Source organism: Nostoc sp. FACHB-280, assembly GCF_014697615.1.
Taxonomy (GTDB): Bacteria; Cyanobacteriota; Cyanobacteriia; order Cyanobacteriales; family Nostocaceae; genus Nostoc_B.
This window is the reverse complement of sequence record NZ_JACJSD010000065.1, coordinates 12927-33745: the sequence shown is the minus strand read 5'-3', so window position 1 is coordinate 33745 and position 20819 is coordinate 12927. Positions and strand designations below refer to the sequence as shown.

Here is a 20819-nt window from a genome sequence, read left to right as displayed (position 1 = left end):
TCCAGTTTTAAGGCTTTTTGTAGTTTCTCTATTTGCTGAGAAGTTAAATGATTTTTTGCTGGCATTATTCCTTTTTTTTACTTAATTCAGCTTTCTATTATACACAATTTAAATGCTGAACAGCTTACTCTTGAAGGATTAATAGTAGCTATAGTTAATGGGCAAGAGAATTTGGATAAAATTAACCGCAGATAGGCATTTATGAAACCAGTAAATTTAGCGGAAGTATTAGCCAAAACTGATATTGAATTGCACCGTTTAGGTTGGACACCGGAACAAGGAAGAGATTATCTTATTAAAACTTATGGCAAGAGAGGGCGGACTTTATTAACCGAATCAGAATTACTGGATTTTCTGAGATATTTGGAAACTCAACCTACGCCATCATCACGAGAAGATTTTTTTGTTCAAGTTATCGCTAAAACTGATCAAGAAATGCAGCGATTAGATGTCAGTGTAGAGTGGGGAAGAGATTATCTCATGAAAACTTATGGTAAGCGATCGCGCCATTTATTAACCCAAGAAGAATTACTCGATTTTCTCAAATACTTGGAATCTCTAGCCACACCCATAATTTAGCAGGGTGGGCATAATACCCACCCTACAACTAATAACCAATGACTAATGACTAATGACTAAACCACAGCCATCGGACGACTACCCGCAGAGTGACGGTCAATTACTTGGTCAATCAAACCGTATTCTCTGGCTTCATCGGGTGACATGAAGAAATCGCGTTCGGTGTCTTCTGCAATGCGCTCAATGGGCTGACCTGTGTGGTCGGCGAGAAAGTCGTTGAGTCGCTTTTTGTGATACAAAATTTCCCGCGCTTGAATTTCAATGTCGGTGGCTTGGCCTTGTGCGCCGCCTAAAGGTTGGTGAATCATAATGCGGGAATGGGGTAGACTCATCCGCTTACCTTTGGTTCCAGCACTGAGGAGAAAAGCTCCCATACTTGCCGCTAATCCGGTACAAATGGTACAGACATCAGGGCGGATATGCTTCATAGTGTCAAAAATACCCATACCAGCAGTTACCGAACCGCCAGGGGAATTAATGTACATATAAATGTCTTTTTCTGGGTCTTCTGCATCCAAGAACAGCATTTGGGCAACTATTAAGTTAGCTAAGTTGCTGTCAATCTGTTGTCCCAAGAAGATGATTCGCTCACGCAACAGTCGTGAGTAGATATCAAAGGCGCGTTCGCCCCGACCCGATTGTTCAATAACGATAGGAATCATGCAGCGTTCCTGTAGCTAATTTACATCTATTTTATCGATGACAACCTGCTAATGGCTGTCGTCATCCGCCAGAGAGCTAATTTTCTCTTCTATCTGGCAGATGTAAATCATAACTCAGGCACTTTTTATAGGGGAAAGCGTCTAGAAATTTGACTCGGTTCGTGCCAAGAGAGGCGCAATAACAAACTACAACTGCGATCGCTCTGACCATGAAACTGTCATACCATTAGCTATAAATTTGGATTTTGTCAAGATTTATTTACCAACTATCAAGGCAATTTTCCAGAAAACCCCGTCAAATTACGAAATTTATGAGTACGGGGTGTATTTAGAAAAAGGATTTTACTTGCAGTGCTATCACTTGAGGGAGACCTGCCATGCTCGAAAAACTTGTGCAAGCCGCCATCATTACTTTCTTGCTCCATCTGATAGCAGGAATTAATTACAATACCAAAATTCAAGCCCAGGTTAAACCACCCGCACCAGAGATGTCAACAACTATCATCAGTTTTCTGTGGCGCTCTTTGCCTTAGTACAACAAGGCAAAGGAAAAATGTTTGATTAGCTTTTCAACTGTTCTCACACGCTTTACTAACCTGACTGTTGAAAACCTGTGGTGTAAGTTTTGTTTTTTTATGTAAGGAGTAGTTCTACTCCCACATTCAGAATGTAGACTGGGCAAAGAAGGCATCTATCCTCACACAACAAGATCATGACTAATCGCCTTGCCCAAGCCAAGAGTCTGTACCTGCGTAAACACGCCGAAAATCCTATTGATTGGTGGCCTTGGTGTGATCAAGCTCTCGCCACTGCAAAGGCAGAAAATAAACCTATCTTTCTTTCCATTGGTTACTCTAGTTGCCACTGGTGTACTGTGATGGAAGGTGAGGCTTTTTCTGATGCTGCGATCGCAGATTATATGAATGCCAATTTTCTGCCTATTAAAGTAGACAGAGAAGAACGCCCAGACATCGATAGCATTTATATGCAGGCGTTACAGATGATGACTGGTCAAGGTGGTTGGCCGTTAAATGCCTTTCTTTCTCCTGAAGATTTGGTTCCTTTTTACGCTGGGACTTATTTTCCGGTTGATCCCCGCTACGGCCGTCCTGGTTTTTTACAGGTGTTGCAAGCTTTACGGCGCTACTACGACACCGAAAAAGAGGAATTGCGCCAACGCAAAGCGGTCATTTTAGACTCGCTCCTCACCTCTGCGGTCTTGCAAAATGATGATCCCCAGTCAGTTGCAGAACATGAATTACTGGGCAAAGGTTGGGAAACTAGCACGGGGATCATTACTGCTAATCAATACGGTAACAGTTTCCCGATGATGCCTTATGCTGAATTGGCACTGCGGGGAAATCGGTTTAATTTGCCATCTCGCTATGATGGTCAGCAAATTTGTACTCAGCGCGGACTAGATTTAGCCCTGGGTGGGATTTATGATCATGTAGGTGGTGGCTTTCATCGCTATACTGTTGATCCCACCTGGACAGTCCCTCACTTTGAAAAGATGCTTTATGACAATGGGCAAATTGTCGAGTATCTAGCAAATTTATGGAGTGCGGGTATCAAAGAACCGGCTTTTGCTAGGGCTGTGGCGGGAACTGTACAATGGCTGCAACGCAAAATGATTGCCCCAGAAGGCTACTTTTACGCGGCTCAAGATGCAGATAGTTTCACCAAAGCTGATGCAGTTGAGCCAGAAGAAGGGGCTTTTTATGTGTGGAGTTACAACGAACTCGCACAGTTATTAACACCAGAAGAATTAACCCAATTACAACAAGAGTTTACAGTTAGTTCTCAAGGTAACTTTGAAGGGTTGAATGTCTTACAAAGGCGCAATGCTGGACACTTGAGTCCAGAAATAGACACGGTATTAGGGAAATTATTTACAGCGCGTTATGGTGATACAGCAGAATCATTAAAGACTTTTCCCCCAGCCCGGAATAATCAAGAAGCCAAAACCCATAATTGGCCGGGGCGTATTCCCTCGGTGACGGATACAAAAATGATTGTGGCTTGGAATAGTTTGATGATTTCTGGGTTAGCGAGAGCCAGTGGGGTATTTCAATCACCTCTATATTTGGAATTAGCCGCACAAGCCGCTAACTTTATTTTAGAAAATCAGTTTGTTAATGGACGTTTCCACCGACTCAATTATCAAGGTGAAGCGACATTTTTAGCGCAGTCCGAAGACTACGCCTTTTTTATTAAAGCGTTACTGGATTTGCAAGCTTGTAGCCCAGAGGATAAACAATGGTTGGAAAAAGCGATCGCTATCCAAGAAGAATTCGACGAATTTCTCTGGAGTGTAGAACTAGGAGGATATTTTAACACATCTAGCGATGCTAGTCAGGAATTAATTGTCCGCGAACGCAGCTATGCTGATAATGCTACACCCTCGGCGAATGGAGTAGCGATCGCAAATCTTGTCAGGTTATCTCTACTCACCGATAATCTGCATTATCTCGATTTAGCCGAGCAAGGTTTAAAAGCCTTCCGAAGCATCATGGCTAGTCATCCTCAAGCTTGCCCCAGCTTATTCACAGCTTTAGATTGGTATCGTAACTCTACCCTAGTTCGCAGCACCACCGAGCAAATTCAATCTCTCATTCCTCAATATTTGCCAGTAGCAGCGTTTTCTGTAGTATCTAACCTCCCAGAAGGAAGTATCGCCTTAGTTTGCCAAGGTTTAAAATGTCTTGCACCAGCCACCAGTGTTGAGCAAATGTTACAGCAAGTGCAGCAAAGTCAAACGAGAGGATGATTCATTTTTAATACCAATTCTGTATGAATATGCACAGAATTAGAGAACTAACCACAAAGGGCGCATAGACGCGATAGCGGCTTCCCGAAGGGTAGGACACGAAGTTAAGAGGACTTGAGAGGGTTCTTGCGTAAGTCCTAAAATAAAAAAATCTGGCGTTGCATAAATGCAGGATGAATTAAGCCTTTTCAGCAAGGTTAACTATCGATTTTTCGCGTCTTTGCGTCTTTGCGCCTTTGCGCGAAACAAAAAACATCCCTCTAATTATCAACTCCACAAATCTCAGGTCTAGAGACAAAATTCAGGCGTGGTGCAAAATAGGGACATAGAAACACAAATGACTCAGCACTCAGCACTTTTATCAGCCATTGTATTGGCTGGCGGTAAAAGTTCGCGGATGGGACAAGATAAAGCATTGCTGACTGTTGATGGTGTACCTTTATTACAGCGAGTTTGTCAGATTGCGGCGGCTTGTGCTGAGACTGTTTATATTGTCACTCCCTGGCCGGAACGTTATCAAAATTTAACTTTACCTCGTTGTGAGTTTATTTTAGAAGCACCTTTAAATCAGGGGCCGTTGCTGGGGTTTGCACAAGGACTTGCACAGGTACAAACTGATTGGGTGCTGTTACTTGCTTGCGATTTACCCAAGTTGGAGGTTGAGGTACTGCAAGGATGGAAGGCTGAACTTGATAATGTGGGGGATGATGCGATCGCAGCTTTGGCACATCATACTAAAGGCTGGGAACCTCTGTGTGGTTTTTATCGCCGTCAATGTTTACCGCAACTACTAGATTTTATCAACCAAGGCGGGCGATCGTTTCAGCAGTGGCTTCAGCAACATTCTGTACAAGTTTTAGCTGTGCCTGATACCAAGATGTTACTTAACTGTAATACTCCTGAAGATTGGGCATTAATACAGTAAAAACAACATTTCAGACAGCTATTAAACCATTATTTATAAATCTTTCTCACAAGTAAAAAGTTTTACTATAAATTTTTTACAAAAACAAACAAATGTTATTTAATTAACAATAGTTAAACAACATACTAATGTATAGTGTGTAAAGCTTTTCTCAATAAACCTTGTATACTTAATGGCGAGGTAGCATAGCTATAAATTCTTGGGGGAATTTTTACTATGTCTACACTCGTCATTTTTGTCAGTAAATTTAATAGTTACCATAGGTTTATTCTTATATGTATCATCGTTTAATATTATCAGCATTAGCAATTCTCATCAGTATATTTTTAATGGCTTGTAGCACTGCTACAACTCAACAACCACAAGTACAAACACCTGCGATTACAGAAACCACTAATAATCAACAAACAGCCAAAAGAGTAGTTAGTCTTTCATCTCTAGCCACAGATATTATTTATCAACTCGATAAAACCAAACTAGTAGGTATCGCTGGAAATTCATTATTTAAAAACGAACCTGGGTTGAAGGATATTCCTCGCGTTAGTGAAGGTCAAACTCCTCCTAATTTAGAAAAAATTGTGGCTCTCAAACCAGATTTAGTCATTGGTATCGAAGGTTTTTCTACCCAAGTAATTCAAAGATTGCAAGAATTAAAAATTCCGACTTTACTGACTCAACTTAAAACATGGGATTCCTTAGAAAGTCTGACTCAAAAACTGGGTGATTTAATTGGTGTAAACCCTGAACCTTTGTTAACTCGCTACAAAAGTTTTTTACCAGAAAAACAGGAACAAAATATTTCTACTTTGGTGTTAGTGAGTAATCAACCAATTCTCACACCAAATAAAAGCAGTTGGGCAGGAAACTTATTAGAAAAATTTCAACTTAAGAATGTCGCCGCCGAATTACAAGGTAAAAGTCCTTTTGGTGGTTATGTGACTTTATCAGCAGAGAAAGTTTTAGAAGTTAATCCAGACACAATAATTGTTATCAACCCTCCCCAAGCAACATCCAATAAAGAGATTCTGGAATCCTTTAGTAAAGAACCTTTTTGGCAAAAACTCAAAGCAACACAAAATAACCGAGTTTATATTTTTGACTATTATGGATTAGTAAATCCAGGTAGCATCAATGCCATTGAGAAAACCTGTCAGCAGCTTAAAAAAGATTTATTTACAGCAAATTAATCCAAAATGAATAATCTTGTTAGTACATACTGGTTAAGCTATCGAGAAAAGATTCACAATAGGTTTCCTGAATATTACAAGTATCTCAACCCACCAGCAAGTGAAGAGGAAATTTTACATTTACAAATGGTACTTGGTTATGAAATTCCAGCAGAGATGCAAACTTTATATCGACTCAATAATGGAGAGTCTAGAGAAGGACGAGGTATTTTTTACGGGTTACAATTTCTCTCACTGTCTGAAGTAGAGCGAAATTGGTTAAGTTGGAAGAAAATCATTGAAGATGGCTTAGAAGGTTTAAATGATTTCTGCACATCTTATCCAGAGAGCGTTATCCAAAGCGTCTATGCACATGAAAAATGGATACCTTTGATGCACGATGGAGGAGGAAATCACATTGGTATTGATTTAGCACCTGATGTTAATGGATGTATTGGGCAAATTATCAACTTTGGTGCGGATGAAGATGAAAAGTATGTGTTAGCTCCTAACTTGGGAGAATTGTTGCAGCTGCTAGATGCAAAATTGGCGGAGAATATTCAAGTAACTACTGAAGTGGATGATGATGGAATTGAAATGTTTGCACTTGATAACACACATTTATCAGATGCTTTAAAAACGATTGTTAAAAATAAGTAGGGTGGGCATTTTTATGCACACCCTACAATAGATTTAATTATCAGTTTATTTTTGGAAAAGAGAGACATTTTTATTAGGTTTTGGAGTTTCACCACCTAAACTACGGAAATATAACCAGCCAACAGTTAGCAAAAATAAAACATATCCCACTGCTTGCACAATATATAGATGTTCTCTATAACCAAATAAAGATTTCAGAATAATGCCAGGGAATTGATCATCAGGCAAAATACTAGAAGTATTCCAAACTATCGGCCCTAAAATGCAAGAGTGGACTTTAGTAAAGTGTTCATAGTAAAAACACAGGCTTTCGGAAGCGCGGCTGCTGAGGGCTAAGTTAGCAAAAGCATCGTCAAAGTGTTTTAATGCAGAAACGACTAAGCCAGCAACAATCAACACTAATAAAACGCCCATAACTTGGAAAAACTGGCGGATGTTGATTTTAACACCTAATTTAAATAACAATACGCCAATTGTGGCTGCTACTAATAAACCACCAAGAGCGCCAATTGTGGGAATTAAACCTTGCTGAAAGTTAGCCGCAATGAACAACACGGTTTCAAAGCCTTCGCGGACTACGGCGATTAAAATTAAACTAAAAACGCCCCAGCCAGCATTGCTGTTTTGTGTGAGTGCTTCGGTGACAGCGCCTTCTACTTGAGCTTTCATAAATCTGGCTTGTTTCGTCATCCAGATTAGCATCCAACTGAGCATTGCGATCGCCAGCACACTAAACACACCTTCTAGTCCAGGTTCAACTACCGATGTGTATTGTGGATTAATTTGACCTAATGCTTTAATCACCACACTAAACAGTACACCTATCAAGGCGCTGACAACAATACCAACGCCGACACCAGCATACACCCAAGAATTAAGTCGAGATTGTTTGGCTTTTTTTAATAAAGCCAACACTATCCCCACAACTAAGGCGGCTTCTACTCCTTCTCGGAGTGTAATTACAAAAGTAGGTAAAGCAGTACTAAAATTCATTTTTTGTCCTTTGTCATTTGTCATTAGTCATTAGTCACTAGTCATGACAAATGACTGATGACTAATGAATATTAACTATTAGCTAAAATCTCGCAGCATTTTTTTCAATTCGAGATTATGTAGTTCTTCTTGTCCAATCATGCCACGGGCAAATTCCTCTAAATAGACACTAGCATTGCTGACAGTATCTAAGAGATTTTTGTACAATTCCAATGCTTTCTTTTCATGAGATAAGCTTTCTGCCAAAATATCTTTGACTGAATGCTTATAAGTTTCTTCCATTGGAGCAATTCTCAGGGTGGGATGTCCATCTAAACCTGTAAGAATTTCCCCAACTTGTTGAGCATGAAGTAAAGATTCACTGGCTTGGGCTTTAAAAAAAGCCACAATGGGAAGACGGTTCGGCCCAGTCACCATCAAGGAATAATGTGTGTAGCGTACTACTCCTGCTAACTCAAATTCCATTATGGTGTTGAGGAGTTCTATAGTCTTGGTTTGGTCAAGTTCTTGCATCAGTTGTTAAGTTCGGCAATATACAAATGGAGCCTGATGAGTCATTAATTAAGAAGCACGAGAAACTTTTACGTTTCATTTCTAATTATTTGCTCATGGCTCACTTATTTTAAACGTTTGACTCTCTACTTTTTTGTTAGTTTAGAGTCTATCGTTGTGCCTGTGTATTTGATTTATCAATGACTGTTTGAGAATTTTGCTCAATTGTCTTGATTAACTGAGTCACTTCCACAGGTGTCTTCACTGGTTTAGCAGGAGGAACGGCGCTAGGCCAGACTTTTAGCAGTTCATTGAAACTAGCTTCTATTGCTTTTTGTGCATCAGGACTGCTTTGCGCTACTTGGTTAGAAATACCCTTATATAAGTCATCGGCATAAACTACAAAGCCACGAGAGTCTTGATATTCAATGGCTGCGGCTATTTTACCATCTGCGATCGCCGCCCCATATTCAGAGTTAGCTGCATCTAACAAGCCATTAACTACCTGAAGCACAAATCCGGGCTTTGTGCGTTGGGCTTCTGGTAGAACAGCGATCGCACCATCTACAGATTCCACGGAAGCGGTAAAATTGGTTTTAACTTTGGCATTCTTGGGATTTGATTTGACTAAATCTTGCAAACTCACCAAAGTTGTCTTGAATTCTTTAACTTTGCGTTCATTTAGTTGTTCTTCGACATCCACATATATTTCCTCAACTGGGTGTCCAATATGAGGTTCGGCTTGTTTTGGCAAGTTTTTGTCTAACAATTCTTGAGCTACTAACAGGTGTCCTTTCATTAAGCCTAACTTTGTCATGTAATCAACATCTTTGGCTTCACCTGTTAACACAACTTCCTGAACCGTTACTTGGTCTTTAATTTGGTCGAACTGTTCTTGTGTAATTACTTTCTTAGTCACTAAATCTTCTGGACTAGCATAAGGACGACTAGCCTGAATTTTGTTAGATAAAGCTGGTACACCTAATTTTGCTTCAAATTTATCTAATTCTGACAATATCGCTGTATTGATATTAATTTTCGCTTTACCACCATGACCGCTGTGAGTTGTAGCTTCTGTGACTTGGGCTGTTGATGGTGAAGTAGCTGCTGGTGCAGAGGGATTTTCTGCGGTTGGAGTGTTGTTACAAGCACTCAGGCTGACAATTGCAGCAGTAGCAATAGTTAAACAAAAGTATTTAAATTGTTTCATGTTTTTAACAGCTTGTATGACTTAGTGTCGTAGATTTGGCTATGCTCATTTTCCAGGTAATGCCATACTTTAGCAACTACTGGTTAAATTTTTGAACGTAATTTAATATTTTTTTCAATTTATTTGAGATATAAAGTTACTAACATTACTGTTTATGGTTAATTTGACGTGAATTTCATAGCTAAATCAGCTAAGAATTTTGGCGAGTAGTTTGCGAAGAATTATCAGCAATTACTTCAAATTGACCCATACAACCATTTTCTGCGATCGCATCTTGATGCGGATGGAACATATACTTGCCTGGATGGCGGAAAGCAAATTCTAGAATATGCCTTTCTGCAACACCCATCGTAATCACATCCGTCTTCTCGCTGGGAGTCATGGTCATTCCAGTGCGGTACACATCAAAGAAGTTGGCGTGTAAGTGAAAAGTCACCGCCGGATCATATTCAATGATGTTAAGAACATATAAACGAATCAATTGATTTTGATAAATCGGGATGGGATTATCCATGAAGTGATGCGGTAATCCGTTAAAAGCATAATATTCATTGTGGCTGTCGTCATTGACATCATACCCAGCCATGACTAACACCATTTCATCAGCCGGGGGACGCGGTGTGGGAGGATCAATAATAAACATCCCATACAAACCCTTGGCAATATGACGAGTTACTGGTGCAATATGGCAGTGGTATAAGTGAACCCCATAAGGTTCTGCATCAAATTCATAAATTGCCGCACTACCATTACTAACTGGACGAATACCATCCATCTCTGCGGGATGAACACCATGAAAGTGCAGCGAGTGGGAATGTCCCGCCTTGTTGAGAAATAGTATCCGCACACGTTCGCCTTGCTTCGCCCGTAACGTCGGCCCTGGAATACGACCATTTAAATCCCAAACGTTATAGGAAACAGCACTATTAAGCTGAATGACAGAAGTCCCCGCAGTTAACTGAAATTCTCTAACAGTCCGTCCGTTCTCCTGCTTAACTACGCCATAATCGAAATTTCGTAGCATCTGCATAGGATTTACAGCTTGGTTTGTTGCTGCTATTTCCAACGGCGGAACTTTAACTATTGACTTGCTTTGTGCATTCAGAGTATGCCAAAGTGCGGCAGTACCAGCAACCCCAGCACCACATATTCCCAGTTTCAGCAGTTGACGACGGCTGAATATCTGCTCTTTACCCAGAACCAAGTTGTTGGGCATCACCTTAAAACCAAAAAATGGCACAAAAAAAGTTGCAAATCTTTTGCAACTACTATTTTAGATAGTATAAGAAGTAATAATTATTGTCAATAATTCCTGTTTTTATACTGCATCTATCTTAGGTAGTAAAGCTGAATGGCAGATATTAATTTTTATAAAGGCGATCGCAGTAATTGTATGACTCTGCTGAAGAGATTATCTAGACATCAATAATAATTACAAAAGCTGAGATGTCGCTATAAATTATCAATCGTCACTAAACCGCCTTCTGTAAACTGGATATTTAGTTCACACCCACGCAATAAACCAGTTCCCAATAAAGGCCGTCTTCCTGTTGCAAGTATATTAATTTCTCTTTCCTCGCCATTCCAAATTATTACAGCTTGATGTAATGGTATTATGACACTACTATTGTCAGCCAAATTTGCATAAACATCATATAGGTAGGGTAGACCTAATACAGCTACTGCTGCTTGCGGTAGACACAGATAATCTGTAAAACCTGTGTCAATCACAAATTCAATCGAAAAATCTGGTTGATTGGGTAGGCGAAATACAACATTAACAGTTGCGCGTCCATTTTTCACAATACCAGAAATCACTTAGTATCACGCTCCAGATAGCCGTTAAACGAGACAGCGACTTTGTAGCCAATACGAATACCAAACAGTCGCGCTAATGGGTTCTTTTTTCGTAAAAAATGTGCTGACTCTATGCCTAATTCATCAACTGCATATTCGCCAGTTTCTATATCGATAATCACCATTTTACCGATGTTTTCATCAGTTTCTACTTGCTGACGAATGCCATTTTCGTAGAGTTCTCTGGCGCGTTTGCCAACTTCTTCACGGCTTAAAAGAATAGCTTGCATGGTCTTGCTCCTTTATGGCGATCGCTTACTTATTTTACAAGTGTTTTACTCACAAGATTTTATTGCTGTAATCGTATCAAGCTAAAATATATGTAATAGTTGAATTTACATTTAACCCAACATTAATATTCCATTCGGAAAGTTGACAGATAGCGGCAATATTTTCAACCACTGTAAACCTAAAAGAGGCTCAGGAATTCCATCTCCAGCCAACACAGGAATAATATATTCCTGCCCATCTAACTTAACTTTGCCTTCATATATATCGAAAATTGCTTCACCACGTACCATTTGCATAGTGCGATTTTGTTCAATTAAATTCCATCCCAGGCTGGCGATATCTTGAATATCAATTACTAACCAACCTGTCGTAAATCCTGTATCTAATAACAAGTCAATTGAATACTCCTCTCCGTCAATAGCTATTAGCTCTATCTCAAAAATTAACTCCCCAATTTCACCAAACCTGCCTGAAATCATATCCGTCCACAAGCACCTGTTTCATTGAGACGGAAAGTAACTAGCCAGCCAGTCGGATATTTTTGGCGTGCTTTTTGTTCAGCAATCTCTATATCTGGGTCAATAAAATAATCACCACTGTTTGGTTCAATCACAATAAACCAATTGTAATGTTCATCTATTAATTGCGGACACATTCTATCAAAAGTCACACGCGCTTTTTGTCCACGAGCGTTTCTTTCTTCTGCTCGTCTAGCTAACTCTTCTGGTGGTAAAGTAAATTCTGGAAAGATTCTTCCTTGTTGACGACGGCGAACAGGCTTTGTATTAGTCATAGTTGCTTTACGATATGCTTGTGTTTATCGTAGCTTATGAGAGTATGCTGTGCGATCGCTCTAGTTAGAGTAATCAAAAAATGCTGAGATAAACAAGAAATGTTGATCAAAAATATTCAACTACCCCAGCAATGGCTGTAGCTATTTCTTCCATAAATTCACTTGAACATTCTCCAACTTTGCGGATTAATCTTTGCACATCCATACCGCGCAATTGTAAAACATCGACAGCAGAAGTTTTTGTTAAGTTATTAATGGTATCTGGTTCAAGTTTGACGTGCCAAATATTACCAGCGTAGTATTCTTTCCAGTCTGTGATAGGTGCAATTAATTTAATTGGTAATTTACCAACACCATCAGAACTGACCACCACAGCAGGTCTGATTTTTTTGATTTCTGCTCCTAGTGTTGGGTCAAAATTAACCAGCCAAATATCACCCCGTCTAGGTGTAGAAGAGCTAGTAGTCAAGCAAGTCTCCTGTCTCTAATTCTTGCCACTCTTTATTTTGTTCGTAATGTAATAACATTTGCTCGGCTTGTTCTGCTAATATGCGTTGTCTTTCTTCTAATGACAACTTCATAAACTCGCGTCTGTTGATGGTTTGAGGTTTCACGGATATGGATTTTGTCTCAATTTGTGTGTTTTCTATCTCAGAAGTTAATTTTGATATTTCCATAAATTAACAATAATAGCTGGCTTGTGTTTATCGTAGCTTACAAGAATGTTATGGGCGATCGCTCCAGTGAGAATAATTCATCAGTCAATAACCTTGTTACACTGGACTTCATGACTGAGATGGAAAAACTTCATCGAGAGGTGTAATTTCTCCAGCTGCAATTTCTTGGCGTACCATCTCAGCTAAACTATCCCATTGATGATCTGTTGTGGCTTGAAAGCGAATTTTCCAGTTTTGCTCGTCTTTTAGTTCATCTAGAATACGCGTAGCGATCGCATTTTGTTATTATGCTAGTAATTTTTCAATTTCTGCGATCGCAAGCTGTAGTAATTCAGTCATAGTTGAGGAATTTGAATAGCTTTTTACCATTGATGATATCAAGTATTTGGCTGAAGCTGAAGCCTTATTCTCTAATCCTTCTCTGCGGAAAAAATAAATACCTCTACTGATGTAGTTGTCCAAACAAACAAGTTTTGCTTGTCCATATCCAAATCTATCGCCACTGCTTCTATTTGATAGATATTGCTATCTTCATCTCTGTATTTAACTAAAGTAGTGAATTGACCAATTTCTAAACTTGGTTCGGTAATTCTAAATTTTACTGATTGACTACTATTTTCTGGTTTCCATCCAGCTATGCCAGTATTTTTGATGCTATCTGTCTGATATAGTTTCATCAATTTATTATCTAAATTGCTCCACCATTCAGTAATTATCTGAGATTGTTTTTGATATTTTTCTGTATTATTGCAATACCACCGAATAGAATTATTACTATATCTAACTGCATCTGCAATTTTTTCTTCCAAATTTTCATCATTTGGGTTTATAGTAACCATACGCCCTTCAGTTTTTGAGCGATCTACATAAGCATAAAAAGCCTCAGTATCTTCTCTATGCGTGAGGACATAACGACGTAGTTCATCGAGATTCATACCTTGATACTTTGCTAAAGTCATGCTTGTTACTCCAATTATTTATATTCTCCACTCGGTTCAATCTCGAACTCTAGATTGTCTCCAGCCAGTACATATAAATTACCTGTACGTTCGTCTAACCTTACCAATTCTATACTTTTATAAATTTTTGTAAGTTGATAACAAATTCTATAAAGTGTTTGAGTTTGTTCGTTTGTGGGTTTCATGTACCCTGTGCTTGGTATATTTATTATAGATTTTTCAATTAACAGTATACGGGGTTACGAGAGTATGTTGTGCGATCGCCTCTCGTGCTGCATAACTCATCGCTCCAGTTAGAATAATTCATTAGCCAATAACCTACCTTCAACTGGTTCATATTCATCCTCTAATAACCACAACTTAGCTGCTTCATAATTGCTACTAGAAAATATAACTTTATAACCTTGTGCTGGGTCATAAATTTGACAGTTTTGCTCACTATCGCAGAGTAATAAAAGAATATATGGAGGAGACAACATAGGATCTATCCATACTTCTGCAAATTCCCAGTTATTCCTGATCAGAAAAATACTAACTCCTTGCTGCTTCTCTTACTCTTTCTATATCTAGTTTTAATCTTTCAGCTATTTGCTGGATACTTAATCCTAATTCCAGTAAAACAGGTACTATTTCTAACTTAGCTTGTAGTTCGACTTCTTCAAATGCTTACTGATAAATTCTGGTATTCCGAATCAGGTCTACATTCAACATTATTTCTACTTCCTTACTACTGAAATTAGGAAACTTAAAATTGTTTATTAAATGCTAATACTCTTGAGCGGAATAATAATAAGTTTTATTGCCGTAAGTAATTATACCAAATTTTTGTCAGAAAGACCCTCGCTTAAGAACAGTAATAACTCGGTGGCACAGAAATAATATTACAGAGATGATGTAATTTAGGATGCAAATTTACTTAGTTATTTAGCCATTCAAAATAGGTTATTTGCATTCGTATTTTCACTATTATCATCTACTAAAAATATGGATTTTATTGATCAAATAAAAGCTGTCTCTCAGCAAATTCCAAAACTAAAAGAGCAAGTCTTGACTGAAGAAGCTACCAAAAATGCTTTTGTCATGCCTTTCATTAATGCACTAGGGTATAACGTTTTTAATCCAACAGAAGTTTGCCCAGAGTTTACGGCTGATGTACCTGGTTTAAAAGGAGAAAAAGTAGATTATGCAATTAATATGAATGGTGTTCCTATCATTCTTATTGAATGTAAATGGTGTGGCGCGAGTCTAGAACATCCAAAACATAGCTCACAATTACACAGATACTTTCACGCTACAGAAGCTAAGTTTGGTATCTTAACTAATGGTATTCTCTACAGGTTTTACACTGATACAGAGAAAACTAATGTTATGGATGAGAAACCATTCTTTGAGTTCAACATGATGGATTTTAATGAATCTATGGTGAATGAGCTTAAACGGTTTTCTAAAATAGCGTTTAATCCTGAGCAGATGGCAGATTTTGCCAAAAATCTTCTTTATACAAAAGAGATTAAACGCCTGATGGCAGAACAGCTGACTGAACCATCACCAGAATTTGTTAAATTCTTTGCCAGCCAAGTATACACAGGAAAATTAACAGTATCAGTCACAACTAAATTTACAGAAATTACAAAGCGGTCGCTCAAAGAGTTTATTAATGACAGAATCACGGATAGATTAAAATCAGCTATTGATCTTCCTGACACTATAACTTCAGGCGCACAATCTACTTCTAATCAAGACACAGAAGTAGACACAGAAGCAGATTCTTCCTTATCTGAGAATGAAATTCCGATAACAGAGGAAGAAATGGAAGGTTTTTTAATTGTGAAGGCTATTTTACGAGAAGTTATTGATATTAGTCAGCTTCAATCTAGAGCTACAAAAAACTATTTTGGCATTAACCTTGATAATAAGGTATCTAAAACTGTTTGCCGACTCTGGTTTAAGTCCAATAAAAAATATATCGGCATTATTGATGTGGATGGTAAAGAAGCTAAAAAATCCATTTCAAGTCTAGATGAAATTTATGGATTAGTAGAAATTCTAAAGGATAGAGCTAAATATCTAACTCAAAATAGTTTAAAGCAGCCAAAATCAGTAGAGCTATATGAGTCATAGTAGCTGATATCAAGTGAATCAAAAAAATAAAAACGGTAGAGTGTTAATTGCTCTACCGTTTTCTCATATTTATTTGAGACTCAATCCCAAATATTAATTACGACTCAATTCCTTGAGGTAACAATTCCCGGCGCTGTTGAGAACTAACTTGCACATTGCCGTTTTCATCGACATCAACTAAGGCGGTATCGCCATCTTTGATGCGACCAGACAGAATTTCTTCTGCGAGGCTATCTTCTAACAAGCGCATAATTGCCCGACGTAACGGTCTTGCACCGTAGCTGGGGCTGTAACCTTCTTGGATGAGACGGTCTTTGAAGCGTTCGGTGACTTCTAAGGTGATACCTTTTTCTGTCAGGCGACCAAAGACTTCTTTGAGCATGATGTCGGCGATTTGGGTGACTTCTTCGCGGTTGAGTTGACGGAAGACGATGATTTCATCCAAACGGTTGAGGAATTCTGGGCGGAAGTACTGTTTGAGTTCTTCGTTGACCAGAGTTTTAATGCGGTTATACTGCGATTCACCAGCATCTTCATTAAATTCAAAGCCGATTGTGGAAGCGCCTTTTTCAATTACCTTGGAACCGATGTTGGATGTCAAAATCAGCAAGGTGTTCTTGAAGTCAACGGTGCGACCTTTAGCATCGGTTAACCGACCGTCTTCTAAAATTTGCAGCAGCATATTGAAGACATCGGGGTGGGCTTTTTCGATTTCATCGAACAGCACCACGGTATAAGGACGACGGCGCACAGCTTCGGTTAATTGACCGCCTTCGTTATAACCAACGTAACCTGGAGGCGAACCAATTAGTTTGCTGACTGTGTGGCGTTCCATATATTCCGACATATCCAGGCGGATCATTGCTTCTTCGGAACCGAAGAAGTAAGAAGCCAAGGATTTTGCCAACTCAGTTTTACCTACCCCAGTCGGCCCGGAGAAGATAAAGCTGGCAATGGGTCGGTTGGGGTTTTTCAAACCGACACGCGCCCGACGGATTGCCCGTGAAACTGCTTTCACTGCGTCTTCTTGTCCGATGAGGCGCTGATGCAAGGTGTCTTCCATGTGCAGCAGCTTTTCGGATTCGGACTCGGTGAGCTTGTTGACTGGTACACCTGTCCAGGAAGCAACGATGTGAGCAATGTCTTCTTCGGTAACAACTGGTTCTACACCGTCACCACTTGCACCGTTGGTTTTGCTTTGGGCGATCGCGCGGATTTCGGCTTTGATTTCCATTTCCCGATCGCGCAGTTCCCCAGCCCTATCAAAGTCTTGGGAACGCACTGCATCATCTTTTTCTTTTAAGATTTGGCGCAGTTCTTTATCTAACTCTTTGGCTGCGGGGGGCAGTTGGGAGTTGATTAACCGCACGCGCGAACCTGCTTCATCAATCAAGTCGATGGCTTTATCTGGCAAGTAGCGATCGCTGATATAACGGTCAGACAATTTCGCTGCTGCAATCAAAGCTTCATCAGAAATTTTCAACTTGTGATGTTGCTCGTAGCGATCGCGCAATCCATGCAATATTTCTATAGTTTCATCGACTGTCGGCTCACCTACCATCACTGGCTGGAAGCGGCGTTCTAAGGCTGCATCGCGCTCAATGTGCTTGCGGTATTCATCGAGGGTGGTCGCACCGATACACTGCAATTCACCTCTAGCCAAGGCTGGTTTGAGGATATTTGCTGCGTCGATGGCACCTTCGGCTGCACCTGCACCAATTAGGGTGTGTACCTCGTCAATTACGAGAATCACGTTACCCGCCTGACGAATTTCGTCCATGATTTTCTTCAGGCGTTCTTCAAATTCACCCCGGTATTTGGTACCTGCTACCAGCAAACCGATATCGAGTGTGACTACGCGCTTGTCTTCCAGGATGTCGGGGACATCTTTGTTGGCAATGCGGCTCGCCAAACCTTCGGCGATCGCGGTTTTACCAACCCCTGGTTCACCAATCAGCACTGGGTTATTTTTTGTCCGGCGACCCAAGATTTGAATTACGCGTTCAATTTCTTTTGCGCGTCCTACGACTGGATCAAGTTTGTTGTCCGTCGCCATCTGGGTTAGGTTCGAGCCGAATTCATCCAAGGTAGGAGTCTTAGTGCGTCCCGATTGCCCGGTCGCCGAAACCTCTGCTGTTTCTCCCAGCATTCGGATGACTTGGGTTCTTACCTTAGATAGATCCACCCCAAGGTTTTCTAGCACCCTGGCTGCTACACCTTCCCCTTCCCGGATCAGGCCCAACAGCAGATGCTCGGTGCCAATGTAGTTATGCCCTAATTGGCGCGCTTCTTCTAGGGATAGTTCCAGAACCCGCTTTGCCCGTGGCGTAAACGGAATTTCCACGGCCACAAAGCCTGAACCCCGGCCTATGATTTTTTCTACTTCAATACGGGCATCTTTGAGATTGACACCCATTGATTTCAGCACCTTGGCCGCAACTCCTGTGCCTTCCCCAATCAGACCCAGGAGGATCTGCTCGGTTCCCACAAAGTTGTGACCTAAACGGCGGGCCTCTTCTTGGGCCAGCATGATTACCTTAATGGCTTTTTCTGTGAAGCGTTCAAACATGGCATTTTTCCCATCACCTGCGTCGTGCCGGTACGCTGATTTTAGCACAGGCTAAGGTTTTGGGTGTCTGTATCACAAATAATAGACATCCAAGGGAGACTACTCAAATTGATGGGTGGATTTGTCAACTGTTGATGAATTTTGCTACGGCTACCGAGTTGAGGAGCTTTGATTTACTGGCTTTTCAGCTTGAGTTGTAAATAGTTAGCCGTTGTTATGATAATTTAATTTTACCAGTCACAAATACTAATTATTAGCACATTTTGAATTCAAAAGTCAAAATTTTTCTAAAAATATTTTTTATTTAAAATATAAAAATTTTTCTTATTAAAAATTCTAATGAATTAACTGGGGTTAGGGACTAGGGGCTAGAGGCTAGGGACTAGATTAAGATGGTTTTCTAGTTTGGTTGTGAGTTTTCTCCTGAATAGCTGATACTATGTCACCAAAAAATGAGCTAGATACGTAAGTTGTGCCTCAATCTCAGCTTTCAATATCATTCCTGCTAACTCTTAGCTTCTAGCCTCTAACCCCTAGCCTCTAACTAATCAATTGCCAAGAAAATAGGCTCAACTGTTGGCTGACAATGGTGTGCCACTGGTCTAAAGTTTTTTGAAAATGTGGATATTGCAATTCTGATAACCACAAAATCAAAGCATCTTCGTCGTTGTCTTTGTAATAACGCCGTCGCCGTCCCGCAGTTTTAAAGCCAAATTTCTCATATAAGGATATAGCGGCAACATTAGAAGCTCTTACTTCTAGGGTGGCGCGTTCTAAACCGCGATCGCAGGCTGTCTTCAAGAGAGCGTACAATAAAGCCTGCCCCAAACCTTGACGATGATATTGGGGATGAATCGCCAATATAGTAATGTGGGCTTCGTCAACAATCGACCAAAAACAGCCCATACCCAAAAGTTTAATGCTCGACAATGGTGCAAACAAACCCAATAACTCGCTGTTTGGGCTTTCTAATTCGCGTTGATAACCTGCTAAAGTCCAAAGACCACCAAAACAAGTTTGATCGAGTTCGAGGATGGTACTAAGGTCATCGGTTGTGAGCGATCGCAATTTTAATTCTGATGAAATCACATTTAACTAATCAAAATTAAGTAAGTCTGTGGGAAAAAACCTAACTATGTTACGGAAGATTAACTAAGCTAAAAGCCTCTTTACTCCTGCCTTCTGCCTCCGGTTAATGAGCGAACTTGTACTGAGCGCAGTCGAAGTAGCCGAACCACTGCCTCCTGCCTTATCCTGACGATAAATATTCACGACGACCTACTTATAAGGGGGACTTACTGGCAAGGTTTTCAACAAAACTTTGGTGTTCTGGACTAGCCAAACCTTGCTGCAAAACTGCTAAAACTTTTGCTAAATTCCCGGCTAATAATGCTGCTTTATCTAAGCATAAACCCGGAAAGATATGAGAGTAAATCACACCCTCATGATTAGGCGCAAGTTTGATATATTCCCCTTGCTCTAACTTGAACCAGTCAAAGTCATTATCATACACACGCCAGACTAAATATTCTTGCACTTGATTGCGGCGGTATACTTTTAACTTTTCGTGCAAATCCAAAGAAACACTACTAGCGGCAACTTCTACAATTAACTCTGGCGCACCTTCAATATAATCATCGTCACTAACGCGCGTCTGTCCGCCATTGGCAATTCTCAAGCATACATCTGGTTGGGGTTCATTATCGGCATCTAAGCGGACAGTGGAATTATCAGCCAGTTTAACCCCAGGTGTAGCTACTTTATAAAGTCCCAACCAAATGATAACGTCAGCATGGGGTTCACCATGACCTGTCACTCGTAACGGAGATGCCATATAAACAATGCCTTCAATCAGTTCCGCTTTTTTCACTTCCGGCATAGCATGATAACGACGCTCAAATTCTATACGGGTGAGTTTGTCACCGTTTTCCAAAGGTGGCAGGGTTGATAGAAGAGTCATAGGAGAACTAAGCGTCATAATTTTTTCTCCAAAACTTTGACCGTGAGCCATAAACCCTAATAATCAATAGATTAAAAGGATTATGGTGAACTGAAACAGCGTTGATCAAAAGTGCTGCGTTCACACTAACTGACCTTAAGAGTTGATTTCCGGCTATGGGAAACTTTTCTTGTACTTTTTACTCAGCACTGAGTT

The 20819-nt window shown here is 40.1% G+C and carries 24 protein-coding genes; 7 read left to right on the top strand and 17 right to left on the bottom strand.

Going from position 1 to position 20819, the window contains the following annotated elements; genetic code table 11:
• Positions 1–201: 201 nt before the first annotated feature.
• Positions 202–579, top strand: a complete 378-nt coding sequence (locus tag H6G75_RS29840) for a hypothetical protein (protein WP_190983521.1) — start codon at positions 202–204, stop codon at positions 577–579.
• Positions 580–635: 56 nt separating this feature from the next.
• Here H6G75_RS29840 and clpP read toward each other — a convergent pair whose 3' ends face one another.
• Positions 636–1241 carry an ATP-dependent Clp endopeptidase proteolytic subunit ClpP gene (gene clpP / locus H6G75_RS29835; protein WP_190691833.1) on the bottom strand — a complete coding sequence of 202 codons (606 nt, stop codon included), beginning with the start codon at positions 1239–1241 and terminating at the stop codon, positions 636–638.
• A gap of 377 nt (positions 1242–1618) precedes the next feature.
• On the opposite strand from clpP, the gene H6G75_RS29830 reads away from it, so the two are divergent.
• The 5 genes from H6G75_RS29830 to H6G75_RS29810 all read left to right on the top strand — a co-directional run bounded on the left by H6G75_RS29830 (position 1619) and on the right by H6G75_RS29810 (position 6762).
• The gene (locus tag H6G75_RS29830) at positions 1619–1774 is read left to right on the top strand and encodes a hypothetical protein (RefSeq protein ID WP_190589053.1); all 156 of its coding nucleotides are present in this window, start codon (positions 1619–1621) and stop codon (positions 1772–1774) included.
• Between the two features lie 179 nt (positions 1775–1953).
• Positions 1954–4011, top strand: coding sequence for a thioredoxin domain-containing protein (locus tag H6G75_RS29825; RefSeq protein WP_190983516.1), 2058 nt, complete (start codon positions 1954–1956; stop codon positions 4009–4011).
• 337 nt (positions 4012–4348) lie between these two features.
• The gene (locus H6G75_RS29820; protein ID WP_190983515.1) at positions 4349–4936 is read left to right on the top strand and encodes a molybdenum cofactor guanylyltransferase; all 588 of its coding nucleotides are present in this window, start codon (positions 4349–4351) and stop codon (positions 4934–4936) included.
• 275 nt (positions 4937–5211) lie between these two features.
• Positions 5212–6123: an ABC transporter substrate-binding protein gene (locus H6G75_RS29815; protein ID WP_190983514.1), complete on the top strand. Its 912-nt coding sequence runs from the start codon at positions 5212–5214 to the stop codon at positions 6121–6123.
• A 6-nt stretch (positions 6124–6129) separates the two neighbouring features.
• A complete protein-coding gene (locus H6G75_RS29810; RefSeq protein WP_190983513.1) occupies positions 6130–6762 on the top strand; it encodes an SMI1/KNR4 family protein in 633 nt (210 codons plus the stop codon).
• 45 nt (positions 6763–6807) lie between these two features.
• Here H6G75_RS29810 and H6G75_RS29805 read toward each other — a convergent pair whose 3' ends face one another.
• The 13 genes from H6G75_RS29805 to H6G75_RS29745 form a co-directional block, all read right to left on the bottom strand.
• Positions 6808–7755: an FTR1 family protein gene (locus tag H6G75_RS29805; protein WP_190983519.1), complete on the bottom strand. Its 948-nt coding sequence runs from the start codon at positions 7753–7755 to the stop codon at positions 6808–6810.
• A 78-nt stretch (positions 7756–7833) separates the two neighbouring features.
• The gene (locus H6G75_RS29800; RefSeq protein ID WP_190983512.1) at positions 7834–8268 is read right to left on the bottom strand and encodes a bacterioferritin; all 435 of its coding nucleotides are present in this window, start codon (positions 8266–8268) and stop codon (positions 7834–7836) included.
• 148 nt (positions 8269–8416) lie between these two features.
• A complete protein-coding gene (locus H6G75_RS29795; protein ID WP_190983511.1) occupies positions 8417–9457 on the bottom strand; it encodes a helix-hairpin-helix domain-containing protein in 1041 nt (346 codons plus the stop codon).
• Positions 9458–9647: 190 nt separating this feature from the next.
• Positions 9648–10673 carry a multicopper oxidase domain-containing protein gene (locus H6G75_RS29790; protein ID WP_190983510.1) on the bottom strand — a complete coding sequence of 342 codons (1026 nt, stop codon included), beginning with the start codon at positions 10671–10673 and terminating at the stop codon, positions 9648–9650.
• Between the two features lie 236 nt (positions 10674–10909).
• A complete protein-coding gene (locus H6G75_RS29785; protein WP_190983509.1) occupies positions 10910–11275 on the bottom strand; it encodes a clan AA aspartic protease in 366 nt (121 codons plus the stop codon).
• Entirely contained in the window at positions 11272–11544 is a 273-nt protein-coding gene (locus tag H6G75_RS29780; RefSeq protein ID WP_190983508.1) for a hypothetical protein, read from the bottom strand. The genes H6G75_RS29785 and H6G75_RS29780 overlap by 4 nt, the downstream gene beginning before the upstream one ends.
• Before the next feature lie 111 nt (positions 11545–11655).
• A complete protein-coding gene (locus H6G75_RS29775) occupies positions 11656–12024 on the bottom strand; it encodes an aspartyl protease (protein WP_190983507.1) in 369 nt (122 codons plus the stop codon).
• Positions 12021–12338, bottom strand: coding sequence for a hypothetical protein (locus H6G75_RS29770; protein ID WP_190983506.1), 318 nt, complete (start codon positions 12336–12338; stop codon positions 12021–12023). The genes H6G75_RS29775 and H6G75_RS29770 overlap by 4 nt, the downstream gene beginning before the upstream one ends.
• A gap of 106 nt (positions 12339–12444) precedes the next feature.
• Positions 12445–12807 (bottom strand): type II toxin-antitoxin system PemK/MazF family toxin, encoded by a 363-nt coding sequence (locus tag H6G75_RS29765; RefSeq protein WP_190983505.1) that lies wholly within the window; start codon positions 12805–12807, stop codon positions 12445–12447.
• A complete protein-coding gene (locus tag H6G75_RS29760; RefSeq protein WP_190983504.1) occupies positions 12797–13015 on the bottom strand; it encodes a hypothetical protein in 219 nt (72 codons plus the stop codon). Before H6G75_RS29760 ends, H6G75_RS29765 begins: the two co-directional genes overlap by 11 nt.
• Positions 13016–13425: 410 nt before the next feature.
• Positions 13426–13974: a DUF6887 family protein gene (locus H6G75_RS29755; RefSeq protein WP_190983520.1), complete on the bottom strand. Its 549-nt coding sequence runs from the start codon at positions 13972–13974 to the stop codon at positions 13426–13428.
• Between the two features lie 14 nt (positions 13975–13988).
• Positions 13989–14159, bottom strand: coding sequence for a DUF6888 family protein (locus tag H6G75_RS29750; RefSeq protein ID WP_190983503.1), 171 nt, complete (start codon positions 14157–14159; stop codon positions 13989–13991).
• A 108-nt stretch (positions 14160–14267) separates the two neighbouring features.
• On the bottom strand, positions 14268–14453 hold the full coding sequence (locus tag H6G75_RS29745) for a hypothetical protein (protein WP_242051692.1): 186 nt from the start codon (positions 14451–14453) through the stop codon (positions 14268–14270).
• Between the two features lie 505 nt (positions 14454–14958).
• Between H6G75_RS29745 and H6G75_RS29740 the strand changes: the two genes are divergently transcribed.
• On the top strand, positions 14959–16095 hold the full coding sequence (locus tag H6G75_RS29740; RefSeq protein WP_190983502.1) for a type I restriction endonuclease: 1137 nt from the start codon (positions 14959–14961) through the stop codon (positions 16093–16095).
• A gap of 97 nt (positions 16096–16192) precedes the next feature.
• Here the strand turns inward: H6G75_RS29740 and H6G75_RS29735 are convergent, their stop codons facing one another.
• From H6G75_RS29735 to H6G75_RS29725, 3 genes are all read right to left on the bottom strand, one after another.
• Complete coding sequence (locus tag H6G75_RS29735; protein WP_190983501.1) at positions 16193–18664, bottom strand: ATP-dependent Clp protease ATP-binding subunit; 2472 nt, start codon at positions 18662–18664, stop codon at positions 16193–16195.
• 540 nt (positions 18665–19204) lie between these two features.
• Positions 19205–19753 (bottom strand): ribosomal protein S18-alanine N-acetyltransferase, encoded by a 549-nt coding sequence (gene rimI, locus H6G75_RS29730; protein ID WP_190983500.1) that lies wholly within the window; start codon positions 19751–19753, stop codon positions 19205–19207.
• A 193-nt stretch (positions 19754–19946) separates the two neighbouring features.
• The gene (locus H6G75_RS29725; protein ID WP_242051691.1) at positions 19947–20642 is read right to left on the bottom strand and encodes a Uma2 family endonuclease; all 696 of its coding nucleotides are present in this window, start codon (positions 20640–20642) and stop codon (positions 19947–19949) included.
• Between the last annotated feature and the right edge of the window lie 177 nt (positions 20643–20819).

Coding starts and splice junctions, on each gene's coding strand:
- H6G75_RS29790 (WP_190983510.1), bottom strand. CDS start 10,673: ATGCCCAACAACTTGGTTCTGGGTAAAGAGCAGATATTCAGCCGTCGT.
- H6G75_RS29815 (WP_190983514.1), top strand. CDS start 5,212: ATGTATCATCGTTTAATATTATCAGCATTAGCAATTCTCATCAGTATA.
- H6G75_RS29840 (WP_190983521.1), top strand. CDS start 202: ATGAAACCAGTAAATTTAGCGGAAGTATTAGCCAAAACTGATATTGAA.
- H6G75_RS29760 (WP_190983504.1), bottom strand. CDS start 13,015: ATGGAAATATCAAAATTAACTTCTGAGATAGAAAACACACAAATTGAG.
- H6G75_RS29800 (WP_190983512.1), bottom strand. CDS start 8,268: ATGCAAGAACTTGACCAAACCAAGACTATAGAACTCCTCAACACCATA.
- H6G75_RS29825 (WP_190983516.1), top strand. CDS start 1,954: ATGACTAATCGCCTTGCCCAAGCCAAGAGTCTGTACCTGCGTAAACAC.
- H6G75_RS29795 (WP_190983511.1), bottom strand. CDS start 9,457: ATGAAACAATTTAAATACTTTTGTTTAACTATTGCTACTGCTGCAATT.
- clpP (WP_190691833.1), bottom strand. CDS start 1,241: ATGATTCCTATCGTTATTGAACAATCGGGTCGGGGCGAACGCGCCTTT.
- H6G75_RS29755 (WP_190983520.1), bottom strand. CDS start 13,974: ATGACTTTAGCAAAGTATCAAGGTATGAATCTCGATGAACTACGTCGT.
- H6G75_RS29725 (WP_242051691.1), bottom strand. CDS start 20,642: ATGACGCTTAGTTCTCCTATGACTCTTCTATCAACCCTGCCACCTTTG.
- H6G75_RS29810 (WP_190983513.1), top strand. CDS start 6,130: ATGAATAATCTTGTTAGTACATACTGGTTAAGCTATCGAGAAAAGATT.
- H6G75_RS29770 (WP_190983506.1), bottom strand. CDS start 12,338: ATGACTAATACAAAGCCTGTTCGCCGTCGTCAACAAGGAAGAATCTTT.
- H6G75_RS29830 (WP_190589053.1), top strand. CDS start 1,619: ATGCTCGAAAAACTTGTGCAAGCCGCCATCATTACTTTCTTGCTCCAT.
- H6G75_RS29735 (WP_190983501.1), bottom strand. CDS start 18,664: ATGTTTGAACGCTTCACAGAAAAAGCCATTAAGGTAATCATGCTGGCC.
- H6G75_RS29775 (WP_190983507.1), bottom strand. CDS start 12,024: ATGATTTCAGGCAGGTTTGGTGAAATTGGGGAGTTAATTTTTGAGATA.
- H6G75_RS29820 (WP_190983515.1), top strand. CDS start 4,349: ATGACTCAGCACTCAGCACTTTTATCAGCCATTGTATTGGCTGGCGGT.
- H6G75_RS29780 (WP_190983508.1), bottom strand. CDS start 11,544: ATGCAAGCTATTCTTTTAAGCCGTGAAGAAGTTGGCAAACGCGCCAGA.
- H6G75_RS29740 (WP_190983502.1), top strand. CDS start 14,959: ATGGATTTTATTGATCAAATAAAAGCTGTCTCTCAGCAAATTCCAAAA.
- H6G75_RS29750 (WP_190983503.1), bottom strand. CDS start 14,159: ATGAAACCCACAAACGAACAAACTCAAACACTTTATAGAATTTGTTAT.
- H6G75_RS29745 (WP_242051692.1), bottom strand. CDS start 14,453: ATGTTGTCTCCTCCATATATTCTTTTATTACTCTGCGATAGTGAGCAA.
- H6G75_RS29805 (WP_190983519.1), bottom strand. CDS start 7,755: ATGAATTTTAGTACTGCTTTACCTACTTTTGTAATTACACTCCGAGAA.